At 70.9% G+C, this 19895-nt stretch carries 15 protein-coding genes, 1 tRNA gene and 2 pseudogenes; 4 read left to right on the top strand and 14 right to left on the bottom strand.

Annotated elements, in window-relative coordinates; all coding sequences use genetic code 11:
- Positions 1 to 83: 83 nt before the first annotated feature.
- Positions 84 to 602: a response regulator gene (locus ACIRP7_RS19235; protein WP_403660512.1), complete on the bottom strand. Its 519-nt coding sequence runs from the start codon at positions 600 to 602 to the stop codon at positions 84 to 86.
- A gap of 118 nt (positions 603 to 720) precedes the next feature.
- Here ACIRP7_RS19235 and ACIRP7_RS19230 point away from each other — a divergent pair.
- Positions 721 to 792, top strand: a tRNA-Arg gene (locus ACIRP7_RS19230).
- Between the two features lie 643 nt (positions 793 to 1435).
- On the top strand, positions 1436 to 2068 hold the full coding sequence (locus ACIRP7_RS19225) for a DUF6082 family protein (protein ID WP_403660509.1): 633 nt from the start codon (positions 1436 to 1438) through the stop codon (positions 2066 to 2068).
- Positions 2069 to 2186: 118 nt separating this feature from the next.
- Here the strand turns inward: ACIRP7_RS19225 and ACIRP7_RS19220 are convergent, their stop codons facing one another.
- Positions 2187 to 3758: a DUF4365 domain-containing protein gene (locus ACIRP7_RS19220; protein WP_403660506.1), complete on the bottom strand. Its 1572-nt coding sequence runs from the start codon at positions 3756 to 3758 to the stop codon at positions 2187 to 2189.
- A gap of 1067 nt (positions 3759 to 4825) precedes the next feature.
- Positions 4826 to 5488, bottom strand: a complete 663-nt coding sequence (locus ACIRP7_RS19215; protein WP_403660503.1) for a hypothetical protein — start codon at positions 5486 to 5488, stop codon at positions 4826 to 4828.
- 795 nt (positions 5489 to 6283) lie between these two features.
- On the opposite strand from ACIRP7_RS19215, the gene ACIRP7_RS19210 reads away from it, so the two are divergent.
- Positions 6284 to 7006 (top strand): hypothetical protein, encoded by a 723-nt coding sequence (locus ACIRP7_RS19210; RefSeq protein WP_403660501.1) that lies wholly within the window; start codon positions 6284 to 6286, stop codon positions 7004 to 7006.
- 360 nt (positions 7007 to 7366) lie between these two features.
- Positions 7367 to 8257, top strand: a complete 891-nt coding sequence (locus ACIRP7_RS19205; protein WP_403660498.1) for an SDR family oxidoreductase — start codon at positions 7367 to 7369, stop codon at positions 8255 to 8257.
- A gap of 28 nt (positions 8258 to 8285) precedes the next feature.
- Here the strand turns inward: ACIRP7_RS19205 and ACIRP7_RS19200 are convergent.
- From ACIRP7_RS19200 to ACIRP7_RS19150, 11 genes and pseudogenes are all read right to left on the bottom strand, one after another.
- Positions 8286 to 9214 (bottom strand): annotated as a pseudogene (locus ACIRP7_RS19200) (glycosyltransferase family 2 protein).
- Between the two features lies 1 nt (position 9215).
- Complete coding sequence (locus tag ACIRP7_RS19195; RefSeq protein ID WP_403660495.1) at positions 9216 to 10235, bottom strand: glycosyltransferase family 9 protein; 1020 nt, start codon at positions 10233 to 10235, stop codon at positions 9216 to 9218.
- A complete protein-coding gene (gene rfaE2 / locus ACIRP7_RS19190) occupies positions 10232 to 11704 on the bottom strand; it encodes a D-glycero-beta-D-manno-heptose 1-phosphate adenylyltransferase (protein ID WP_403660492.1) in 1473 nt (490 codons plus the stop codon). The genes ACIRP7_RS19195 and rfaE2 overlap by 4 nt, the downstream gene beginning before the upstream one ends.
- Positions 11701 to 12384 (bottom strand): SIS domain-containing protein, encoded by a 684-nt coding sequence (locus ACIRP7_RS19185; protein WP_403660489.1) that lies wholly within the window; start codon positions 12382 to 12384, stop codon positions 11701 to 11703. Before ACIRP7_RS19185 ends, rfaE2 begins: the two co-directional genes overlap by 4 nt.
- Entirely contained in the window at positions 12381 to 13616 is a 1236-nt protein-coding gene (locus tag ACIRP7_RS19180) for a glycosyltransferase (protein ID WP_403660486.1), read from the bottom strand. The genes ACIRP7_RS19185 and ACIRP7_RS19180 overlap by 4 nt, the downstream gene beginning before the upstream one ends.
- Positions 13613 to 14575: a glycosyltransferase gene (locus tag ACIRP7_RS19175; RefSeq protein WP_403660483.1), complete on the bottom strand. Its 963-nt coding sequence runs from the start codon at positions 14573 to 14575 to the stop codon at positions 13613 to 13615. The genes ACIRP7_RS19180 and ACIRP7_RS19175 overlap by 4 nt, the downstream gene beginning before the upstream one ends.
- Positions 14572 to 15483 (bottom strand): glycosyltransferase family 9 protein, encoded by a 912-nt coding sequence (locus tag ACIRP7_RS19170; RefSeq protein ID WP_403660705.1) that lies wholly within the window; start codon positions 15481 to 15483, stop codon positions 14572 to 14574. Before ACIRP7_RS19170 ends, ACIRP7_RS19175 begins: the two co-directional genes overlap by 4 nt.
- Positions 15484 to 15690: 207 nt before the next feature.
- Positions 15691 to 16095: pseudogene (locus ACIRP7_RS19165) on the bottom strand (D-glycero-alpha-D-manno-heptose-1,7-bisphosphate 7-phosphatase); the annotation flags it as partial.
- Positions 16096 to 16130: 35 nt separating this feature from the next.
- Positions 16131 to 17141, bottom strand: a complete 1011-nt coding sequence (locus tag ACIRP7_RS19160; protein WP_403660480.1) for a glycosyltransferase family 2 protein — start codon at positions 17139 to 17141, stop codon at positions 16131 to 16133.
- Positions 17138 to 18772, bottom strand: a complete 1635-nt coding sequence (locus ACIRP7_RS19155) for a carbamoyltransferase (protein ID WP_403660477.1) — start codon at positions 18770 to 18772, stop codon at positions 17138 to 17140. Before ACIRP7_RS19155 ends, ACIRP7_RS19160 begins: the two co-directional genes overlap by 4 nt.
- Before the next feature lie 47 nt (positions 18773 to 18819).
- Positions 18820 to 19815 (bottom strand): NAD-dependent epimerase/dehydratase family protein, encoded by a 996-nt coding sequence (locus ACIRP7_RS19150; protein ID WP_403660474.1) that lies wholly within the window; start codon positions 19813 to 19815, stop codon positions 18820 to 18822.
- Positions 19816 to 19895 lie beyond the last annotated feature (80 nt).

Raw genomic sequence — 19895 nt, 5'->3', positions numbered from 1 at the left:
GACGGGGGGTGAGCCCGGCGTCGGGTAGGTCGGTGCCACTTAGGGAGAGGTGGGTGTGGCTGCGAGCCTGTGCTCGTGGGAGCTCAGCCGCCGGTGCGACCGGCGGGCTCGGTCTCGCCGCCCCCGAGGACGCCCCCTACTAGCGGGGAGTCACCCTCCCCCGGACCCCGCACCTCCCGACTCCTCTCGATCAACTGCCGTACGAGTCGCACGAGTTCGGCGGGCTCGAAGGGCTTGGCGAGAAAGGCGTCGACGCCGACGTCGAGACCGCTGTCGACCTCGTGCTGCGTACAGGCGCTGACGATGGCAAGGGGAAGGTGAGCCGTCCGGGGGTCGGAACGCAGCTGTGCGGCGGTCCGCAGTCCGTCCAGCCGGGGCATGACCACATCGAGGGTCACGACATCGGGGCGCACCTGATGAACCACATCCAGACACTCGACACCATCGGCCGCGGTCACGACCTCGAGACCCTCCAGCTCGAGATTGACCCTGATCAACTGCCGGATGACCTTGTTGTCGTCCACAACAAGCACCCGACCCGACGCGCCTGGCACAACTCGAGAGTAGGTGCGGACCGGCCACCGCGTCCGGGTTTTCCCCACTTCCACCCCGTGCGGGGGACCCACGCTCCGCAGGCCCCGACAAACCCGTTCCTGATCACCCCGAGGGAGCTGGTAGTGTTCTACCCGTCGCCGCGAGCCACCAGCTCGACACCGACACGCCCCCGTAGCTCAGGGGATAGAGCAACGGCCTCCGGAGCCGTGTGCGCAGGTTCGAATCCTGCCGGGGGCACCCTTCATACGGTGCCCAAAGACCCCGTCACCAGCGGAAACGCTGAGTGCGGGGTCTTCGCGTTTGTGCAGGCGGATGCCGCCGGAAGCAGCCGTTTGCCAGTGATCACGTAATGACGACGTAATGATCTTGGTGGCTCTTCTGGCAGGTCAGCGCGGGTCCGTGGTGCTGTTCGGGTTGGGCTCGCTCAGGCGACGGTGCTGAGCGTTGCACATACGGGCGTTTGTCTCGCGAGGTGTGGTAGGACCACGATGGCGCCGTGAGCTTCATTGGACAGTCAGCCCTTTTCAAGGTCACGGTGCGACCCGCGCGGGCCGCTTACCTGATTACTGAGGGCAACCACAACGGCTTCCGACGAGCGACCGCTCTCCCCCTGCTCAGAGGCGGTGCGCGGGGCGTCACCCCAGGGCCAAATCCCCAACGTAAGTTGAGGAACAACTGACCTCCGAGACGAGGTGCCCCCCTTGCCCTTGCTGGTGGAGGGCGGCCCGTGACCTTGACTCAGTCATTGAAGCTCCAGCCCGAAATCGCTCCGCCAGCCGCTCGTGTGGCGCTGCACAGAGCTGGGAATCATCCCTCTCAAACGAGCCATGGACAAGCAGCTTGCTGACAGATGCCGGCAGAACAAAGGAGCAAGGGGCGCATGGAATTCTTGCGAAACAGACACTTCTCATGGGCTACTACTGTTGTCGCAATCGCCATTATCGCACTGACCCCAGTAATCCTCAAAGGCCTCTCATTTCTGGGAGGAGACTGGCAATCGCTCAGCAATGTCGGGCAGGCCTACGGATTCCTCTCCGTGATCTTCTCCGGTGCAGCACTAATTGGGGTTGCAGTATCTCTCGCCTATCAAGCCCACCAGACCCAAATATCCAACGAAGAAGAACGACGGGCCGCGCACCGCGAGCTGGCGCTTATGTCGCTCAACGATCCCGAGCTTCTCGTTTGCTGGCAACCATCACAGAGCCCGCTCCCTTTGACGCTGGCAAGGCAACTCCACTTCACGCATTTGATCGTTACGCAATACTACTCCGATTATTTGCTCAAGCGTGTGAATGACGACGCAACGCGCGTCCAGCTTGAGTTGCACTTCCGGGGTGAGCGAGCGCGAGATCATTGGGTCGATCGTTCCGTGGGCTGGCGCGAGTTTGCAGAGGCGACAGGGGATACTCGGCAGATTCGCTTTGTCGACCTGATGGACGAGGCATACGAAAAGGCTGCGGCTTCCGGACCGTCGATAGCGGCCTCCTCTTATTTCGCCCCTGATCCCGGATGATAAATCCCGCATGGATCTGTGGTGACGTTGCACAGCAGCGGAGTGAAGCAACCGACAGCACCCCACGCCGGGGAGTGCCCGCGGATCTCCATCAAGATAGCCGCTTCATGACCGGGGTCTATTCGGCGGTCCCTGCTGCACTACTTGGCGGGACATCATCTCTCGCAGTTTCGATTGCACTCTCAATCTCTGTCTTAAGACGTTCGATTTCGCCGTTGGCGCGCCGCGCGTATGACATTGACTCTGGATCTTCCCGGTGCGGTCGTCCGCTTGCCATGCTTAGGCGTTGGTCAGGCGCAGGCGGGTGGCCTCGTATGACAAATTGGATATAACCGTGAAACATCGCTGTGGCCGGCTTTACGATGACATGGTCAATCTCCCGGACGGTGAGTGACCGGATTCCTTTCATTCGAGGTCCATATCCCTCCTTTCGGATGGTGACGGTTTCACCGTCGAAGTTGATGCTGGCGAGCACGCCTTTAACGGTGGTTAGTCTCTTCTGGCCGCTGGATGCGACTGGCGGTGTGACGGCCCCTGCGGGAACTGCGCATAAGAGCTGCTGACCCCTTTCCGGTGCGGCAGTTGCGCCATCAGCGCTGCGCCTCTGCTGCTCTTCCTGGTTCCGGGGGCTGTCGGTACCGGAGGTGGCTGACTGGAGGCCAGCAGACAGCTGCGAGGGTGAAAAGCGGCTAGGCCGGGTCGCGCCTGCATCCCGCCACACCGTTCGAAGCCCGGTGACGAAACCGTCGACATAAGCTCTGCCGGGAGTAAAGGACCAATGGTCGTAGCCGATCGGGTCGACAAGAGCTCCGAGGTGATCGGCGAGTAGCGGCAGCCATGTTGGAATCGTGGCACCAGAGGGGCCTTGTCCCAACTTTATGTCGAGCCACCCATTGCGCCAGCTTTCCAACCAACCTTCGAAATCGAAATCTCGGTTGGCGAGCTCATCGAGAGCCAGCCAGCCAAGATGAGGAGCTAGGTGCACTCCGTCCTGGAAGCCGCGCTCACGTGTGCTATGGCGATCCGCCTTCAATACCGCGACTGCCGTGTCGAGATCGGATGGCGGATCTGGCGGGTCATGCTCGGCGGTGCCGGTGCTCTTCTGCTTCGGTTCCACACCGGGTGCCGAGGGTTGCGCTGCCTCCGGCAGGGTTGGCGAGATGGTGCGATTCAGGGTTCCCTTGGCAGACTTGCGGCCTGGGGTGGGTGATTGGCCTGCCATCTCCTCTTCGCTGCCGAGCTTAGCTTGCGAGTCGATGAACTCCTGAAGCTCAGCGACAAATCCATGTAGAGACCCATCGGTCAGTTCACTGGCCCGTGAAACCTGAATCCACATCGTTTCGCTGCCACGTCGCAAAGTCTTGGTGAGGTTGACCCAAAAGAGTCGCTTTTCGTCGAGGTCATAGACCACGCCCACCACAGGTAGACGACTCTCTTTCCAGTCATCCCGGTGATCGGCGACAGGGATGGCGTACCCCTTGGCCCGCTTGTACTTCTGCCCGCTCTTCACCTGGATAGCGACGACGTGCCCTGTACGCCGACCTTCACTGGTGAACCAGACGTGTAGGTCTTCGCCGTGATCAGCGCCCCCGTCGATCTCTTGGACGAGGTGGTCATGCTCCTCAAGCAGCGTTCGAAGGGCGTTAACTCCTGCGCGCTCGATCTTCCGGCTCGCCCTGATGGTCGCCACGTAGGACACCTCCCCCGACGCGTCCCGTTACCCAATGCAGGGTAGTCGCAGGGACCGACTGTCATGCCCAATCGTCCAGCATCGCGGGGGAGTTCGACCCAGCCTCACGGTCAGACGGCAACCGGGACACTCGATGTGCACGCTTTGATCACCGGGCCCATCTCGGGCGCTGCACCGGCTGTGGTACAGCAGCGAGGTACAGCAACCTCCGCACCCCCAACCGACCGTCAAGGACCGTCAACCGCCGAGTGACCAGCCCAGCGGACCTTAGTGGCCCCGTAGCCGATAGCTTGGGACGAAGAAGTCGTGCCAGGCGCGTGCCAGATCCTGCGGGAACCACGGGGAATCAACGGAGCCACCCACCAGGCGGCCACATGCTTCCGTCGCAGGTCAGCCCACACAGCGAACCAGAATCACCTCGCTTCATCATCTGATGACCCTGCCGTTCGTCCGGGCTGCGGCGCTGGGGCGCCGGTCCCGGCCGAGCGGCAGGGCAACCAACCGCCGAGGAGCGGTTCAAGCTGCAGGCGCTTCCCGAGGAGGGAGTAGCGGCAAGCCCGCCGTCGTGTCTCCTGACTCCGCGTTCAGACCGACCGCAATCAGCCTCGCCAGCAGCTCAGCCGCCTCAGGACGCACAGTACCGAGCTGCACCAGCCCGTCACGTCAGTTGTGGCGCGCTGATCTCAACCGGTACGAGCCCCTGCTGCAGGCCGAGCCGTCCGAGCCCGCATGGAACGAAGCCTCGCTCCGTTGGCTGGTCGCACCCGAGCCTGCCATTCCTCGGCAACGTCGAGACGGAATGCGCGTCGGTTTCGGAGATGTCGCCGCCGTCAAGACCACGGCCGACATGTTCGCCGAGTTAGACGACCGGTTCGGAGGCGACCACGCTCGACACGCAGCTGTGCAGACCGAGGTGACGCCCCTCTGCTCGAACGTAACCGCAGGGTAGGAGACGGCGCCGACAGCGCACCGCTCTTGATCATTCGTACTCGCGCAACAGCCCTTCGACGGCGAACCTGTCAGGCCGTCTCTCAACACGTGCCTGGGCTCCACTGCACGGAGTTCTTCTACGGCCTGCTGTCAGCGCGGGGTGTGCCATACCAACGCCACTCGGTAAGGCGCGGCCGACCGGGTAGCTCCGTGCGGCCGGTGGCCCAAAGGAGGGTTGGCCACCGGTCGGTATCGGTCGGGGCGTCGGGGAAGAGCCGGTCCAGCACGCGGCCGCATAGGTCTGCGGGCGGCATCCAGTCAACGCCCAGACCCTCGGCAACGTCGTGGGTGTGCACCAGGGTCTCGACGATGCCCATCGCGGCGAAGCCTTCGGGATCGGCAGGGCCGAAGACGTGATGTGCCCGGACCGTGGGTGGCGTCGTGCGAACGATTGCGGTCAGCAAGGCGCCGCTGGCATCAAGTACTTGCAGCAGACCGGCTGGGCCGGCATCGCGGTCTGCGAAGACAGCATTCGCGGGGCCGCCCGGCCTCTTGCGATCCCACGCGAACGGCACGTGGGTGTCCAGCGGCGGGTTCGCCGGGCCCAGTTGGACGGCGTAGGAGAACAGGTCGTCGGCCAGGTGCTCGACCGTCTCCCAACAATCCCACTCCAGGGAACCAGCCTTGACACTCCAGTCCGGCGCGTGGGCCCCGCGCAGAGCGGCGAGCGCCAAACGGACGGCATGTTCGACATCGGCCGCGGTAACCGGGCCGTTCGATGATCCCTGCGCTTCAGCCATGACGGGACCGTATCAATGCCTCCCGAGCGTGTCGGGTCCCAGGTGATGCCTGACGTTCTTCTGGTCCCGGGTGATGCTTGACGGTGGGCCTAGACAACGTAGGGACCTCCGTGGGGCTTGTTCGCTTTCACGTTACGGGTAAGATCATCGGCTGCTCTGCGCGTCTGATCCCAACCCCGGGGCGGTTTCTCCGATGTCGCTGAGCCAGTCAGGGCGTATTGCTGGGGTTGGATCAACCATGTCTGACACTCCCAGACGGTCGGTCGCGTTCATTCTGGGGGTCGAGGCAATTGCGCTCAGAAAAATCGTCCCTCGCTTCGCCTGTGCGTGCTCGCGAACCGACCGGCCGGGTCCACGGGGGCGCAGCGCGGCCCAGGTCGCCACGGTTGGACTGTGTCAAGCAGAGAAGGAAGGAGCACCGGGCAGTCCCGAACCCGTCCCGTGGACCATTTGTGGACAGGCCAGCGCTAATCGATCCACCGAAGGCCGGTGACCTGCGCACGCGTCTGGGGCCGAAGGGCCCTCCGGAGCCGTATGCGCAGCTTCGAATCCTGTCGGGGGCACCTTGGATCAAGGTGCCCGAAGACCCCGTCACCAGGAAACGCTGAACGTCTTCGCGTATGTGCGGACGTATATCGCCCTGAGCCGCAGTATTCGACATCTGTGGACGATGCCCCTGGGACAGGGACAGGCGGTCACATGCAGAGCGGTACCGCCTGCTGAGGGATCTGCCGCAAAGATCGGCCGATGCGCCCGGGCTCAAAGTCGGGGCGTCCGGGCGGCATGATGGCCTGCGTGATCAACAGTGCAGACCTGCATCCTGCCCGGATACCGGGCTACGACGGTGGCCCCCTCACCTACCGGGCCGGGCTCCTGGACGAGCCGCTCTTCTGGCTGGGGCATCTCTACTCGTGTGTCCACAGCGAGGCGGCCGAGGAGCTGCTGTTCGGTGCGGACTACGATGCGGCCGGCGAGTTTCAGCAGCGGCTGTGGGAGCGAGCCGAGTGGCCGGCGTTCGCTGTTCCGCTCGGCGCTGATCACCGTCTCTACGTGGTCTATCGCACCTTCGCGGACGACACCGGCGTCGACTACCTGCTCCATCACCCCGACTGGGACGAGGCCGAACTGCTCGCCCGGGACGACGGTCACTTCATGGGACCGGGCCTGTCCTGGCCCGAGCTCATGGCCGCCGCGGACAACGCACCGCCCGGCGGCAGCACCATCGATCCCCATGCCCGCCTGTTGCTCCTGCTGCCTGCGTTCGGCGACGACGCCGTCCCCGACGATGCCGTCGGCCGCCTGGCGGGCGCGCTGCGCTCCCGCACCGGCGTGGAGGACCCTGAAGCCCTCGCCTCTGCGGTTCTCGAGGATCAGGGAGCCCCCGGCCCTGCGCACTGGACAACGGCCATGCCCGGTTTCTCCGTGAACAACGGCGAGTACTCCTTCCGCAACCCTGCCAACCGCTTCGCTCTGTCGGCCGAGCGCCTGGCCCGGGTGGCCACCGCACTGGCGCCGTGACCAACCCACGCCATCGTCCGGCCGTACGGGACGGTGCCTGGAACAGGTCGAGCCGTGACTGCTCTGATCACGGCTGCGCAGTCGGCCTGGATATCCCCCGTTCACCGGCTGCATCGTTGGTCATCTCGGTCCGTTGTCTGCTCTGCCCAGCAGGGGCGGCCCATCAGGCGGGCAGAGGCGGCGTCCGCCGGGCGTACGGTGCCCTCGTTGCCCACCGGCTGTGAGCGGAGCGTCGCGGTGGCTGCGATGCCCCGGCCACTCCATCTCGCTCACGGAAGCGGACGGATTTCTCTCTTTTCGGGTGCTGTCGTGCGGGAACTCGCTCGTTCGTACGAACCCGTCGGTGTTGAGGAGGTCGCCGTGACCGAGTCGCAGCACAGCCAGCAGGATCCCACGACGCAGCATCCGACCCCGGAGTTTCCGGCGCAGGACCAGTCGCACCCGGGGTGGACCGGGCCGATGGACCCGCCGCCGGATCACGGCGAGGAGTCGTACCGCGGCAGCGGTCGGCTGGAGGGCCGTAAGACCGTCATCACGGGCGGGGACTCCGGCATCGGGCGGGCCGTGGCGCTGGCCTTCGCCCGGGAGGGTGCCGATGTGCTGTTCACGCATCTGCCGGAGGAGGCGGACGATGCGCGCGAGACGTCCCGCCTCGTCGAGGACGCCGGCCGCAAGGCGGTCGCCGTCTCCTGTGACATCCGTGAGGAGGACAACTGCCGGGCGTTGATCGAGCGTGCCGTCTCGGAGTTCGGGCACATCGACGTGGTGGTGAACAACGCGGCGTTCCAGATGTCGCAGCCGGACGGGATCGAGGCCATCAGCACCGAGCAGTTCGACCGGGTCATGCGCACCAACCTCTACGGGATGTTCTGGCTGACCAAGTTCGCCCTGCCGCACATGCCGAAGGGTGCCAGCGTCATCAACTCCACGTCGGTGCAGGCGTACAAGCCCAGTCCGCACCTGCTGGACTACGCCATGACGAAGGGCGCGATCGTGACTTTCACCCAGGGGCTGGCCCAGATGCTCGCGGAGCGCGGCATCCGCGTCAACGCGGTCGCGCCGGGCCCGGTGTGGACGCCGCTGATTCCCGCGACGATGCCCGACACCGTCGAGTTCGGCAAGCAGAGCCCGCTGGGACGCCCCGCCCAGCCCGCCGAACTGGCCCCGGCCTACGTCTACCTGGCCTCCCAGGAAGCGAGCTTCGTCACCGCGGAGATCCTCAACGCGACGGGTGGCACGCCGCTGCCGTAAGCCCAGGGGCGGCGGGCCGCGGCGCCGGTCACCTGCGCCCTTGGCGCTCCAGCAGCCTGCTCGCGGCCTCCACGTGCGGCGGCAGCCGTCGGCGCCGTGCCAGGGCGGCGGGAAGGCGTACGACGACTTCGCGCAGGGCGCGGCGGGCGTGGGGGTCGCCGGCGGCGCCGCGGCCATCAGGCGGGCGGTGGCCCGCAGGGCGACCGGCACCGGACGACGCAGCCACAGGGTCAGCACCTCGTTGCGCCGCGGCAGGTGGCCGCGCCCGTCGCGGCCTCCCGGCTCGGGGCAATGACGGGCCGTCAGCGACGGTTCGTAGGTGACACCCCAGCCGCGGGCCGTGAGGTCGTAGGCGAGCAGGGTCTCCTCGCCGCCGAAGAACAGCAGCGGATGGAAGCCGCCCGCCGCGAGGTAGGCGTCCCGGCGCACCACGCAGGCGCAGGCCAGGAAGCCGAGCACCGGGCGGCCCGGCAGGTCGGCCTCGCGCGGCAGCGGTGAGGCGGCGAGTACGGCGTCGAGGGGGTCCTCGGCCCGTTCGGGACCGACGAGGGTGCGGGCCGCGAGCAGGCCCAGCCGGGGGTGCCGGTCGAGCAGGTCGGCCGCCTGCCGCAGCGAGCCCCGGGTCCACCAGGAGTCGTCGTCGCTGAACGCCACGTAGGGCGTGTCGGCCTGCCGTACCGCGAGGTTGCGGCCGAGGGCGCCGGTGTTGCGGCCTGGCCTCAGGACGCGGACGGCCGGGGGATGGTGGTGGCGCAGCGCCTGGAGGGTCGAGTCGTCGGAGCTGTTGTCGACGACGATGACGGGGGGCCGTTCGGGGAGGGCGGTGAGGGCGTCGACGGTCCGCAGGACGCCGGCGGGCCGGTCACGGGTGATGACCGCGACGGTGACCCGGCTGTCCCCGCTGTCCGCGCTGTCCCGGGCGCCGGTGCGACCGGCCGTGGCCTCGGGCCGCGGCATCTCAGGGCGGGGCTGCGGGGACACGGACCTCGTCCCCCCTCCCTGGTGACGCACCGCTCCGTGCGGACCGCAACAGGGACAGTGCCGCGGTGGTGGCCTCGTCGGTGTCGATCCGCAGCAGCTGGGGGTCGGGGGCGTCGCCGTGCGGGTCGCCGGGCGGTCCGGGTTTCCACAGGGCGAGGTGGTGCCCGGTGCGGGGCGGACCCCACAGGTGGGGTGACACTGGCCCGAAGAGCGTCACGGAGGGCGTGGCGTGGGCCACGGCGAGGTGCGCGAGTCCGGTGTCGCCGCTGACGACGAGCGCGGCGTGGGCGACGAGCGCCGAGAGCTCGCCGAACGGCAGACCGCCGCGCAGGACGTCGCGCTCGGGCAGGTCCGCGCGTGCGGCGACGTCCAGGACCAGGGCGTCCTCGGCCGGACCACCGGTGAGGACGACATGGTGACCGGCGGCGCGCAGGCGCCGTGCGAGGCCGGCGAAGCGCTCGGCGGGCCAGCGGCGGGACGCGGACTGCGCGCCGGGATGGACGACCACGGCTCCCGGTGCCGGGGAGGGCGCGTCCGGCGGTGGCAGCCGCAGGTCGGCGGGGTCCGCGGCGATGCCGTAGGCGGCGAGGAAGCCGCACCAGCGCTCGCGCTCGTGCTGGTCCGGCCGCCACACCGGGGGCCGCGGGAGGGCCGGGCCCGGCTGGGCGTGGGCCAGGAGCCGGCGGGGGGCGAGGGCGGCCAGCGCGTCGCGGCTCTCCGGTCCGTTGCCGTGCAGGTCGATCGCGATGTCGGGAGGCGGGCCCGTCCACCGGTCCAGTGCGGGTACGGCCCGTTCCGGGGCCTCGGCCGGGAGGATCTCGTCCACCGCTCCCGTGCTCAGCGCGGCCTCGGCTAGCGCCGGGGGGATCGCCAGGACGACGTGGTGTCCGGGAAAGGCCCGGCGGATGCCGCGCAGGGCGGGCACCGAGGCGAGCAGGTCGCCCAGTCCCAGCGCGCGCAGCACCAAGAGGCGGGGGCGATGCGGTGGGGCGGTCATCGGCCCCTCCGTCCGCTCGTACGCGCCGGCTGGGGGGCCGCTGCCGCGCGTTCGGCGATGCCGGTGGTGGAGCGGCCGTCCAGGTAGGGGAACAGGACGACCTGGCCGCCCCAGCTCTCCACGAGCGACGCCTCCGGCAGCCGGGCCAGGGCGTAGTCGCCGCCCTTGGCCCAGATGTGCGGGCGCAGCTCACCGAGCAGTCGCTCCGGGGTGTCCTCGTCGAAGACGGCGACCGCGTCGACGCACTCCAGCGCGCGCAGCACCCGCACCCGGTCCGCCAGCGGGACCAGGGGCCGGCCGCTGCCCTTGCGCCGGCGTACGGAGGCGTCCGAGTTGACGCACACCACCAGGCAGTCACCGGTACGGCGGGCGGCCTGCAGCAGGGCGACGTGACCGGCGTGCAGCAGGTCGAAGCAGCCGCCGGCGGCGACGACGGTCCCGCCGGCGGCCCGTACCCGGGCGGCCGTGCGCAGGGCGTCGCCCGTCGGCTCCCGGTCGTCGGAGGGTCGCGGCGGGGCGGCGGGTGCGGTGTCCACGGCGAGCGCGCGGGCGCCGCCCTCGGCGACGTACCGGGTGGCGGCGTGCACGGCGGCCCGTACGGCGGTCTCGGTGAGTTCGCCGTCGGCGAGGAATCCGGCGGCGGTGGCCGCGAACCGGTCCCCGGCCCCGCAGGCGTCGCCCTCGGCCGTGACCGGCGACGGCACCAGCAGCGGAGTCTCGCCGTGGGACAGCAGCGCGCCCCGCCCGCCCAGCGTCACGGCCACGGAGGCCGCACGCCAGGCCCGTACGAGCGTGTCGGCGTGGCGGGCCGCGGTGTGCAGGGCGCTGCCGTTCTGGGGTTCCTCGCCGGTGCCCGGTCGCTCGGCGAAGCCACGCGCCTCACCGGTGCGCACACGGCCGGCGAAGGCACGCGCCTCGGCGGCGCACGGCGTGGCCAGCCGGACGCCCGGCACCGGCGGGTTGCCGCGCGGATGCGGATCCCAGACGACGGGCACCCGTGCGGCCGCGGACTCCAGCGCGTCGCGCAGGACGTCGGCGGTGCCGCGGCCGTAGTCGGCGACGAGTACGGCACCGGCCTCGGCGATCGCCCGGCACGCCTCGTCGGTCCGCTCCCGGGCCCGCCCGTCGCCGTCGTCCAGGCGCAGCAGCGGCCGGTCCTCCGCGAGGACCCGCGTCTTGCTGGACAGGGTGCCGGTCAGGGGCAGCCGCACCAGGCGCACCCGGTCGGCCAGCAGCCGGCACAGGGACTCGCTGGCCTCGTCGTCGCCGAGCGCGGTGACGAGGGTGACCTGCCGCCCGTCGGCCGCGGCGAGGCAGGCCGCCAGCGCGGCTCCGCCCGGCCGCGCGATGCGCCGGAGCGAGCTGACGACCGGCACGGGCGCGTCGGGAGCCAGTCGCTCGACCCGTCCGCACAGATCGTGGTCGAGCAGCGCGTCTCCGACGACGAGCAGCGGGGCCGGGGCACTCATACGCGGTCCTCCGTGTCCCGGCCTTCCGCATCCCGGCCTTCCGCGTCCCGGTCCGCCGCGTCACGGTCCGCCGCGTCCCGGTGCGTCCGTCGGCCGTCAGGCGTCACCAGTCGTTCCACGGTGCGGTCGAAGGACTCGCAGAGCATGTGGACGGCCACGAGGTGCAGTTCCTGGACCGTGGCGGTCGTCGCGGCGTCCACGCACAGGGATTCGTCCGCGGATCCTTCCAGCGGGTTCGGCGCCGGCCCGGTCAGCACCCAGACGGTCATGCCCAGCCGGTGGGCCTCCTTCGCGGCGACGAGCAGGTTGGCGCTGGCGCCGCTGGTCGACAGCAGCATCAGCACGTCCCCGGTCCGGCCGTGCGCGGCGACCTGCCGGGCGAAGATCTCCTGCACGCCGTAGTCGTTGGCGATGGCGGTGGTCGAGGAGGTGTCGGCGTGCAGTGCGAGCGCGGAGAACGGCGGACGGTCCTCGCGGTAGCGGCCGACCAGCTCGGCGGTCAGGTGCTGGGCCTGGGCCGCGCTGCCGCCGTTGCCCGCGACGAGGAGCCGGGCGCCGGTGCTCAGGCGTTCGGCGAGGGAGGAGCCCCAGCGCCGGACGACGGGGGCGGCGTATTCGCGGAACCCTTCGAGGGCCTTCATCAGGTCGTCGCAGTGTGCGGCGTCGGCAGCGAGGGTCATCGCACGACTCCCGAGAGCGAGGGAACGGAGGAAACGGCGCTGTAGACCCGGGTCACCCCGTCGGCGACGCGGTCCCAGGTGAAGCGGGCGAGCACCCGGCGTCGTCCGGCAGCGCCGTAGCGGCTGAGCCGGCGCGGGTCGTCGAGGAGCTCCCGGACGGTCCCGGCGAGGTCGTGGTCCTCGTCGGGCGGGACCAGGACGCCCGTGACACCGTCGGCGACGGTGTCGAGCTGGCCGCCGACGGCGGTGGCGACGACGGGGGTGCCGCAGGCCATGGCCTCGACCGGGACGATGCCGAAGGGCTCGTAGCGGGGCACGGACAGCACGAGGTCCGCGCCGGACATCAGCGCGGGCATCCGGGAACGGCTCACGCCGCCCAGGAGCGTCACCCGGTCGGCCACACCGCACTCCTCGGCGATCGCGCACAGCCGTTCCGTCTCCGGTTCGGCGAAGAGCAGGGCCGGTTCGGGGCCCCCGGCGACGAGGAGTTCGGCGTCCGGCACGTCCGCGAGGGCGCGGATCGCCCGGTCGAAGCCCTTGCGGGGCACGAGCCGGCCGACGGTGAGCAGTCGCCGGCGCGCCGACAGGTCCCGGCGGGCCGCGGCGACCGGCGCGAACTGCACGGGGTCCACACCGCAGGGCACGACGTGGATGCGCCGACGGGGCAGCCCCATGGCGACGAGTTCGCCCACCTCGTCCTCGCAGGTGGCGATGATGCCGCCGCACTCCCGGCCCACGGCCGTCTCGATCGCGATGCGATCGGGCGGACTGGTGTCGGCGGCGCCCTGGTGCCGTTTCTTGACGGTGCCGAGCGCGTGGTACGTCTGCACCACGGGCACGCCCACGCCGCGCGCCCCGGCCACCGCCGCCATGCCGGACATCCAGAAGTGGGCGTGCACCACGTCGGGTGGCTCCGTCGCCCACTCACGTGCCAGCCACGCTCCGAACTCCTCCATGTACGGCAGGAGTTCGTCCTTGGGTATCGGGGCCGGCGGCCCGGCGGGTACGTGGACGACCTTCACCCCGTCCGGCGTGACGACCCGTTCCGGCAGCCGCGGGTCGTCACGGCGTGTGTAGACGACGACCTCATGACCGCGGCGGGCCAGCTGAGCGGCGAGTTGGGCCACGTAGACGTTCTGGCCGCCCGCGTCGGGGCCACCGAGCTCGGCCAGCGGGCTGGCGTGCTCGGAGACCATGGCGACGCGGCCGGCCGACGGCTGCCTGGGGCTCATCGGGTGACCTCCTTGATCAGGCGTTCCCAGTCGTCCCGGAAACGCCGCTCTCCGTAGCGGGCCTGTGCCGCGGCCCGGGCTGCCTCCCCGGTCCGCCGGGCGTGCGCCCGGTCCGCGAGGAACCCGCGGACGGCCTCCTCCAGTACGTCGATCCGGTTGGAGACCACTCCGGCCCCTTCGGGCACGGCCTCCCTGACCTCCGTGGTGTCGAGCGCCACCACGGGCATCCCGAGGAACATGGCCTCCAGCAGCGACAGTCCGAGCGACGTCCACCGCACGGGATGCAGGTACAGGCGGCAGCGGGCCATCGCCGGATGCAGTTCGCCCTGGGGCAGGTCCCGGGTGCGGCAGCGGTCGGGGGGCAGTGCGAGGTGGCCGGCGAGCCCGTCCGTACGCATGCCGAAGACGTCCAGCGGCGCCGAGCGCGCGAACCGTGGCAGCAGGTCGGTTCCCGTGGTCCGGCCCCGCCGCACGGGCTCGTTGACGACAACGGCCGCGCGGGCCTCCTCACCGGTCCACAGGGGCCCGGGGTCGATGATGCCGTGCTCGATCACCTCGGTCGGAGCGCGGCCGTTGTCCCACATCAGGCGGTTGAAGTGGGTGACGTGGACGAGCGGGATGTCGCTCCGGTCGGCGAGGGGGTGGCGGGTGTCGACGGGCGTCCCGTGCGGGCTGTTGTGCTCGACGTAGACGGCGGGTACATCGGTGCCGGGCCGGCGGCCGGTCCACTGCCGCGCGAGGTCCGGTTCGTGCGGCCGTTGCAGGACCATCAGGTCGATGTCGGCCTCGCGCAGCTCGGCGGGGCTCAGTTCGCGCACGCTCGCCGGCCACTGCCAGGTCCTGGCCCGCCCCAGGCCGTCGGGGCCGCGATCGGGCGTCACCGGGACCAGGAAGGTGTGGGGGCCCTGGACGAACGACGTCAGCCACGAGCCGTGCACATGCCAGACGAGGATGTTCATGCGCTCTCCTTGAGGAGTTTCTGCACCGCGCGCACCACGTCCTGGGCGGTGACCTCGTCCAGGCACGGATGACCGGGCACGGGACAGTGCCGGGCCCTGCTGTCCGCGCAGGGTGCGTTCTGGTCGCCGAGGAGCACGTGGGGGACGCCGTACGGCGCCCATCGCCCGGCCGGGACGACGGGCGCGAACAGGGAGACGACGGGCGTGCCGACGGCGGCGGCCAGATGGGCGGGGCCGGTGTTCCCGCACACCACGACGTCGGCGGCGCGCAGGACGCCGGCCAGGGTCTGCGGGACCGTCCTGCCGCCGAGGTCCACCGCCCGGTCACCGCTGACCCGCCGGGTGAGGTCCGTCTCGTCGGGGCCGCCGGTGACGACGACGCGGTGACCGGCGTCGGCGAGCAGGGCCACGGCCTCGGCGCAGCGTTCGGGACTCCAGGCGCGGGCGGGCGCGCTGGCCCCGGGGTGTACGACGACGTAGGGGCCGTTGCCGGTCAGGGCGATGGTGTCCGGGGGCGGGAGGACGCGCAGCCGGCCGTCGTCGCCCGGGGGCGGGAGGAAGCCCAGGGCGGCGGCGGTGTCGAGCGCGGCCTCGGTCTCGTGCCGGCCGGGCAGCCGCTGATGCCGTACGTCGAGCAGGCGGCCGGGGTGGTCGACGCTGTCGGCGCCGATCCGTTCCACGCCGGCCATCCGCAGCAGCAGGGCCGTGGGCAGGGGGCTCTGGTGGAACGACGTGAGGATCAGCGCGGTGTCGAACGCGTCGGCCTTCAGGCGCTCCACCAGTCCGTCGACGTCCGCCTCGGCGACGGAGGGCGCGTTCACACCCTCCCACGGGGCCGCCCACACGATCACTTCGTCGACGCCGGGCAGCAGCCGTGCGGCGGGTTCGCCGAGCGGGCCGCAGAGCATCGCCACCCGGGAGGAGTGCGCGGCGACCGCCCGGACGGCGGGCCCGGCGAGCAGGACGTCACCGAAGCTGTCGAGCCGCACGACCAGTGCCTTGCCGCAGTTGTCACGCGGCTCCTCCGCAAGGAGCTCGCGCACCGCCGTGAGCAGGTCGGGGGCGGTCCGGGGAGCCGTCCCGATCTCCTCGGGCCGGGTCGCCGCATTGGGTACGAGGATGCCGCGGGCGCCCGCGGACTGTGCGGCCAGGACGTCGGCCCCGATGTCGCCGATCACCACGCAGTCCGACGGAGCCACTCCCAGGCGCCGGGCCGCCTCGATCACCAGACCCGGCCGGGGTTTGCGGCACGCGCAGCCGTCCTCGGGCAGGTGCGGGCAGTACACCCAGGTGCCGAGGCCGCCGAGCAGCTCGTCCGCCCGGTCGTCGACCCGCTGTACGTCGGTGTGGGTGAGCAGTCCGCGGCCGATGCCCGACTGGTTGCTGACCACGCCGGTCGCGATGCCCGCCGCACGCAGCAGGTCCAGGGCCTGCCCGGCGCCGGGCAGGGGGCGCACCCGGTCGGGGTCGCCGTTGTAGGGGACGTCCTCGACGAGGGTGCCGTCGCGGTCGAAGAGCACCGCGGCGGGCCGAGTGGCGGGTGGGGTCCGGTGGTTCACGGCATGCTCCCCGGCTGTGCGGCGCGTCGATGGCGTATCAGGCCGTCGAGCCAGTGGCGGACCGCGAGGGGCGGGATGACCACGCTGGTGGCGAGCATGGTGGCGATCTCGTGGGGTGTCCTCGGGCCCGGTGCGATACGGGCCAGGGCGAACTCGGCCGTGCCCAGCGCCCACAGCGCTGCGGCTCCACCGGCGGCCCGTGGTCTGCCGGTCAGCGCGCACCCGGCCGCGACGAGCGCGCCGGCCGTCACCAGCGTGTGCCGGGCGAGTCGCCCCCGGGGTGCCTGGGCGCGTGTCCACCAGTCGCGCCCGTGCAGCCGGGTCATCAGGGCGTCGTCCGCGTTGCCGCGCTGGGCGCGTACCGACACCCAGCGGTCGGCCGGGCGCACCGGGTGGCGGGTGGTGCGCCGGCCGTGGCGCAGGGTCCAGCCGGCGTCCCGCACCCGCAGCGCCAGGTCGGCGTCCTCACGGAAGGCCCGGGGGAACCGCTCGTCGAAGCCGTGGACCTGCGCCAGTGCCGCGGTCCGGTAGGCCATGTCCGCCGTGGCCCACGCGGCCTGTTCCAGTCCGGCCGTGCCGCGTTCCCAGTCTGTCGGCCTGCGGTCCGTGGGCAGCGGGACGGTCAGCCGGCCCTGGATCCCGCCCGTGACGGCATCGGCCGCCGCGAGGTCCTCGGCGAGTCTGCGGGACCAGTCCGGCAGCACCTGGACGTCGTCGTCGAGGAAGACGGTCCAGGGGGCGGTGACGGTGCGCCAGCCGGTGTTGCGGGCGGCCGCGGGGCCGCGTCCGCCGCTGCGCAGGGTCCGCACCCGCCCGCGCAGGTCGCCCGCGGCCGCCAGCGGCAGTTTCCCGTCCGGGTCCGGGCGGTCGTCGACCACGACGACCTCGGTGGGCGGATGACCGGTGGCCGCGGCGAGTGCGCGCAGGCAGTCGGCGAGACAGGGGCGTCCGATCGTCGGCACGACGACGCCGTACGCGGGAGGGGCGGAGTCCGGAGCGTCCGTCATGCGAACATCCCCTTCCGCCGGATCGCGAACGGCCCGAGGGCCAGCAGGTCCACGGGCGCGGACCCGAAGCACTCCAGGGCGTCCCGCGGGTCGTCGACCATGGGCCGGCCGGCCGTGTTGAGGCTGGTGTTGACCACCACGGGCAGCCCTGTGCGGCGTTCGAAGCCGTCGATCATGCGGGCCACCAGCGGCTCCGTGTCGCGGTCCACGGTCTGGATCCGGGCCGTGCCGTCCACGTGGACCACGGCCGGGATGCGGTCGCGCCACGCGGTGGCGACGTCGTGCACGAACAGCATGTAGGGGCTGGGCAGTGGCCCGTCGAAGAGTTCCGCCGCCCGGTCCGCGAGCACCATGGGGGCGACCGGACGGAACTCCTCCCGTCCCTTCACCGCGTTGAGGCGTTCCAGGTTCGCGGCATGACCGGGGTGGGCCAGCAGCGACCGGTGGCCGAGGGCCCGGGGACCGTACTCGCTGCGGCCCTGGAACCAGGCCACGATGCCGTCGCGGGCGAGTTCGTCGGCGACGGTGTCGGCGATGTCGGCGGGCTCCTCGTAGGGGACGGCGGCGGTCTCCAGCCATGCGCGCAGCTCGTCGTCGCTCCAGCCACGGCCCAGGGCGGCCGTCGGCATGGCCTCCACCGTCTCCTTCTGGTGGGCGATGTGGAGCGCGGCGCCGAGGGCCGTGCCGGCGTCCCCGGCCGCGGGCTGCACCCAGACCCGGCGGAAGGGTCCTTCCCGGTACAGGCGGGTGTTGGCCACGCAGTTGAGGGCCACACCGCCCGCCAGGGTCAGTGTCTCCTCGCCCGTGCGCTCGTGCAGCCGGCGCACCAGGCCGAGCAGGACCTCCTCCAGACACGCCTGGGCACTGGCCGCCGCGTCGGCGTGGTCCTCGGTCCACGGGTCACCCGCCGCACGGGGCGGGACCAGCGACGACCAGGGCACCGGACGGGCCCGGAAGCCGCCCTCGCCCTCCAGGTGGACGTACTCGCGCAGCTGCTCGAGGAAGCGCGGCCGGCCGTAGGACGCGAGGGCCATCACCTTGAACTCGTCGCTGCTGCGCAGGAATCCGAGGTGCTGGGTGAGCTCCTCGTAGAACAGGCCCAGGGAGTCGGGCAGCGACTGCGTGCCCAGGACGGCGAGTTCGCGGTTCGTGTAGCGGCCCGCGAGGTGGGAGCCGCATTCGCCGCGGCCGTCCAGGACGAGGACGGCGCAGTCCGGGTAGGGGGAGGCCTGGCCGGCGGAGGCGGCGTGGGCGACGTGGTGCGGGACGAAACGCACCTTGGCCGGGTCGAGGCCGGGCAGGGCCTCGGCCAGGAACTCGGGGGCGCGGCGGGCGTACTCCTGACGTAGGTGGTCCCAGGGGTCGTTCAGACCCAACTGGTCTGCGGGACGGGCGAGTTCGGGGTCGTAGGAGTAGGCAACCGCGTCCAGTTCGGCCGGGGTGAGACCGGCCTGCTCCAGGCACCAGCGGGCGGACAGTTCGGGCAGTTCCCACGCGGAGAAAGGGATGGGCCGCTTGCCGTGCTTACGACGGCTGAAGCGCTCCTCCTCCGCCGCTGCCACGATCCTGCCGTCCATGACCAGGGCGGCGGCCGGGTCGTGGAAAAGGGCGTTGATTCCCAGGACACGCATACGGTTCCTCCGGGTCGGCGGGGTGGACGACTTCGGGGGCTGCGGGCTCAGACCTGCCTGGCCGGCTCCCGCGTCGGCCGCGCCGCCGCGAAGTAGGCGATGGTCTGCTTGATCCCTTCCTCCCAGGGCACCTTGGGGGCCCAGCCCAGCAGTTCACGGGCCAGCCGGGTGTCCGGGCGGCGGCGCTGGGGGTCGTCGACGGGGCGGTCGACGAACTCGATGCGCGAGGAGGAGCCCGCCAGTTCCACCACCCGGCGGGCGATGTCGCGGACCGTGACCTCGTCGGTCCCGCCGATGTTCACGGGCCGTACCGAGTGGCTCGCGGCCACCAGCAGGATCCCGTCGACCGTGTCGTCGACGTAGCACAGGGACCGCGTCTGGCTGCCGTCACCCGCCACCGTCAGCGGTTCGTCGGCCAGCGCCTGGCAGACGAACGTCGGCACGGCGCGGCCGTCGTGGGCGCGCATGCGGGGCCCGTAGGTGTTGAACAGGCGCACGATGCCCGCGTCGGCGCCCCGGGCCCCCACATGGGCGGTGACCAGCGCCTCGGCGAACCGCTTGGACTCGTCGTACACACTGCGCGGACCCACCGGGTTGACGTTGCCCCAGTAGTCCTCGCGCTGCGGATGCACGAGGGGGTCGCCGTACACCTCGGACGTCGAGGCGAGCAGGAAGCGGGCCCGGTCCCGCTCGGCCAGGGCCAGCATGGTGCGGGTGCCCAGACTGCCGGCGTCGAGGGTCTCCAGGGGCAGCCGCAGATAGTCGGCGGGCGAGGCGGGACAGGCGAAGTGCAGGACGAGGTCGTACGGCCCGGGCAGGTGCCGCAGGCACTCGGGCACGGAGACATCGCACTCGACGAACCTGAATCCGGCGCGGCCGTCGAGGTGGGCGATGTTCTGGCGCGATCCCGACACCAGGTTGTCCGCGCAGTCGACTTCGACACCTGAATCCAGCAGGCGCTCGCACAGATGGCTGCCGAGGAAGCCGGCGCCGCCGGTCACCAGGGCACGGCGCCAGGGCACACGAGGGGTGGCATCAGTCATGGGACGTCCTTCAGCCAGGACTGGATACACGGGGCACGTGTCAGGAACAGGGCCGATATGGGCCGAGGCCGCCGTTTTCC

Source organism: Streptomyces sp. NPDC102270 (assembly GCF_044766405.1).
Classification (GTDB): Bacteria; Actinomycetota; Actinomycetes; order Streptomycetales; family Streptomycetaceae; genus Streptomyces.
This window is presented reverse-complemented; position numbering and strand designations above follow the sequence as displayed.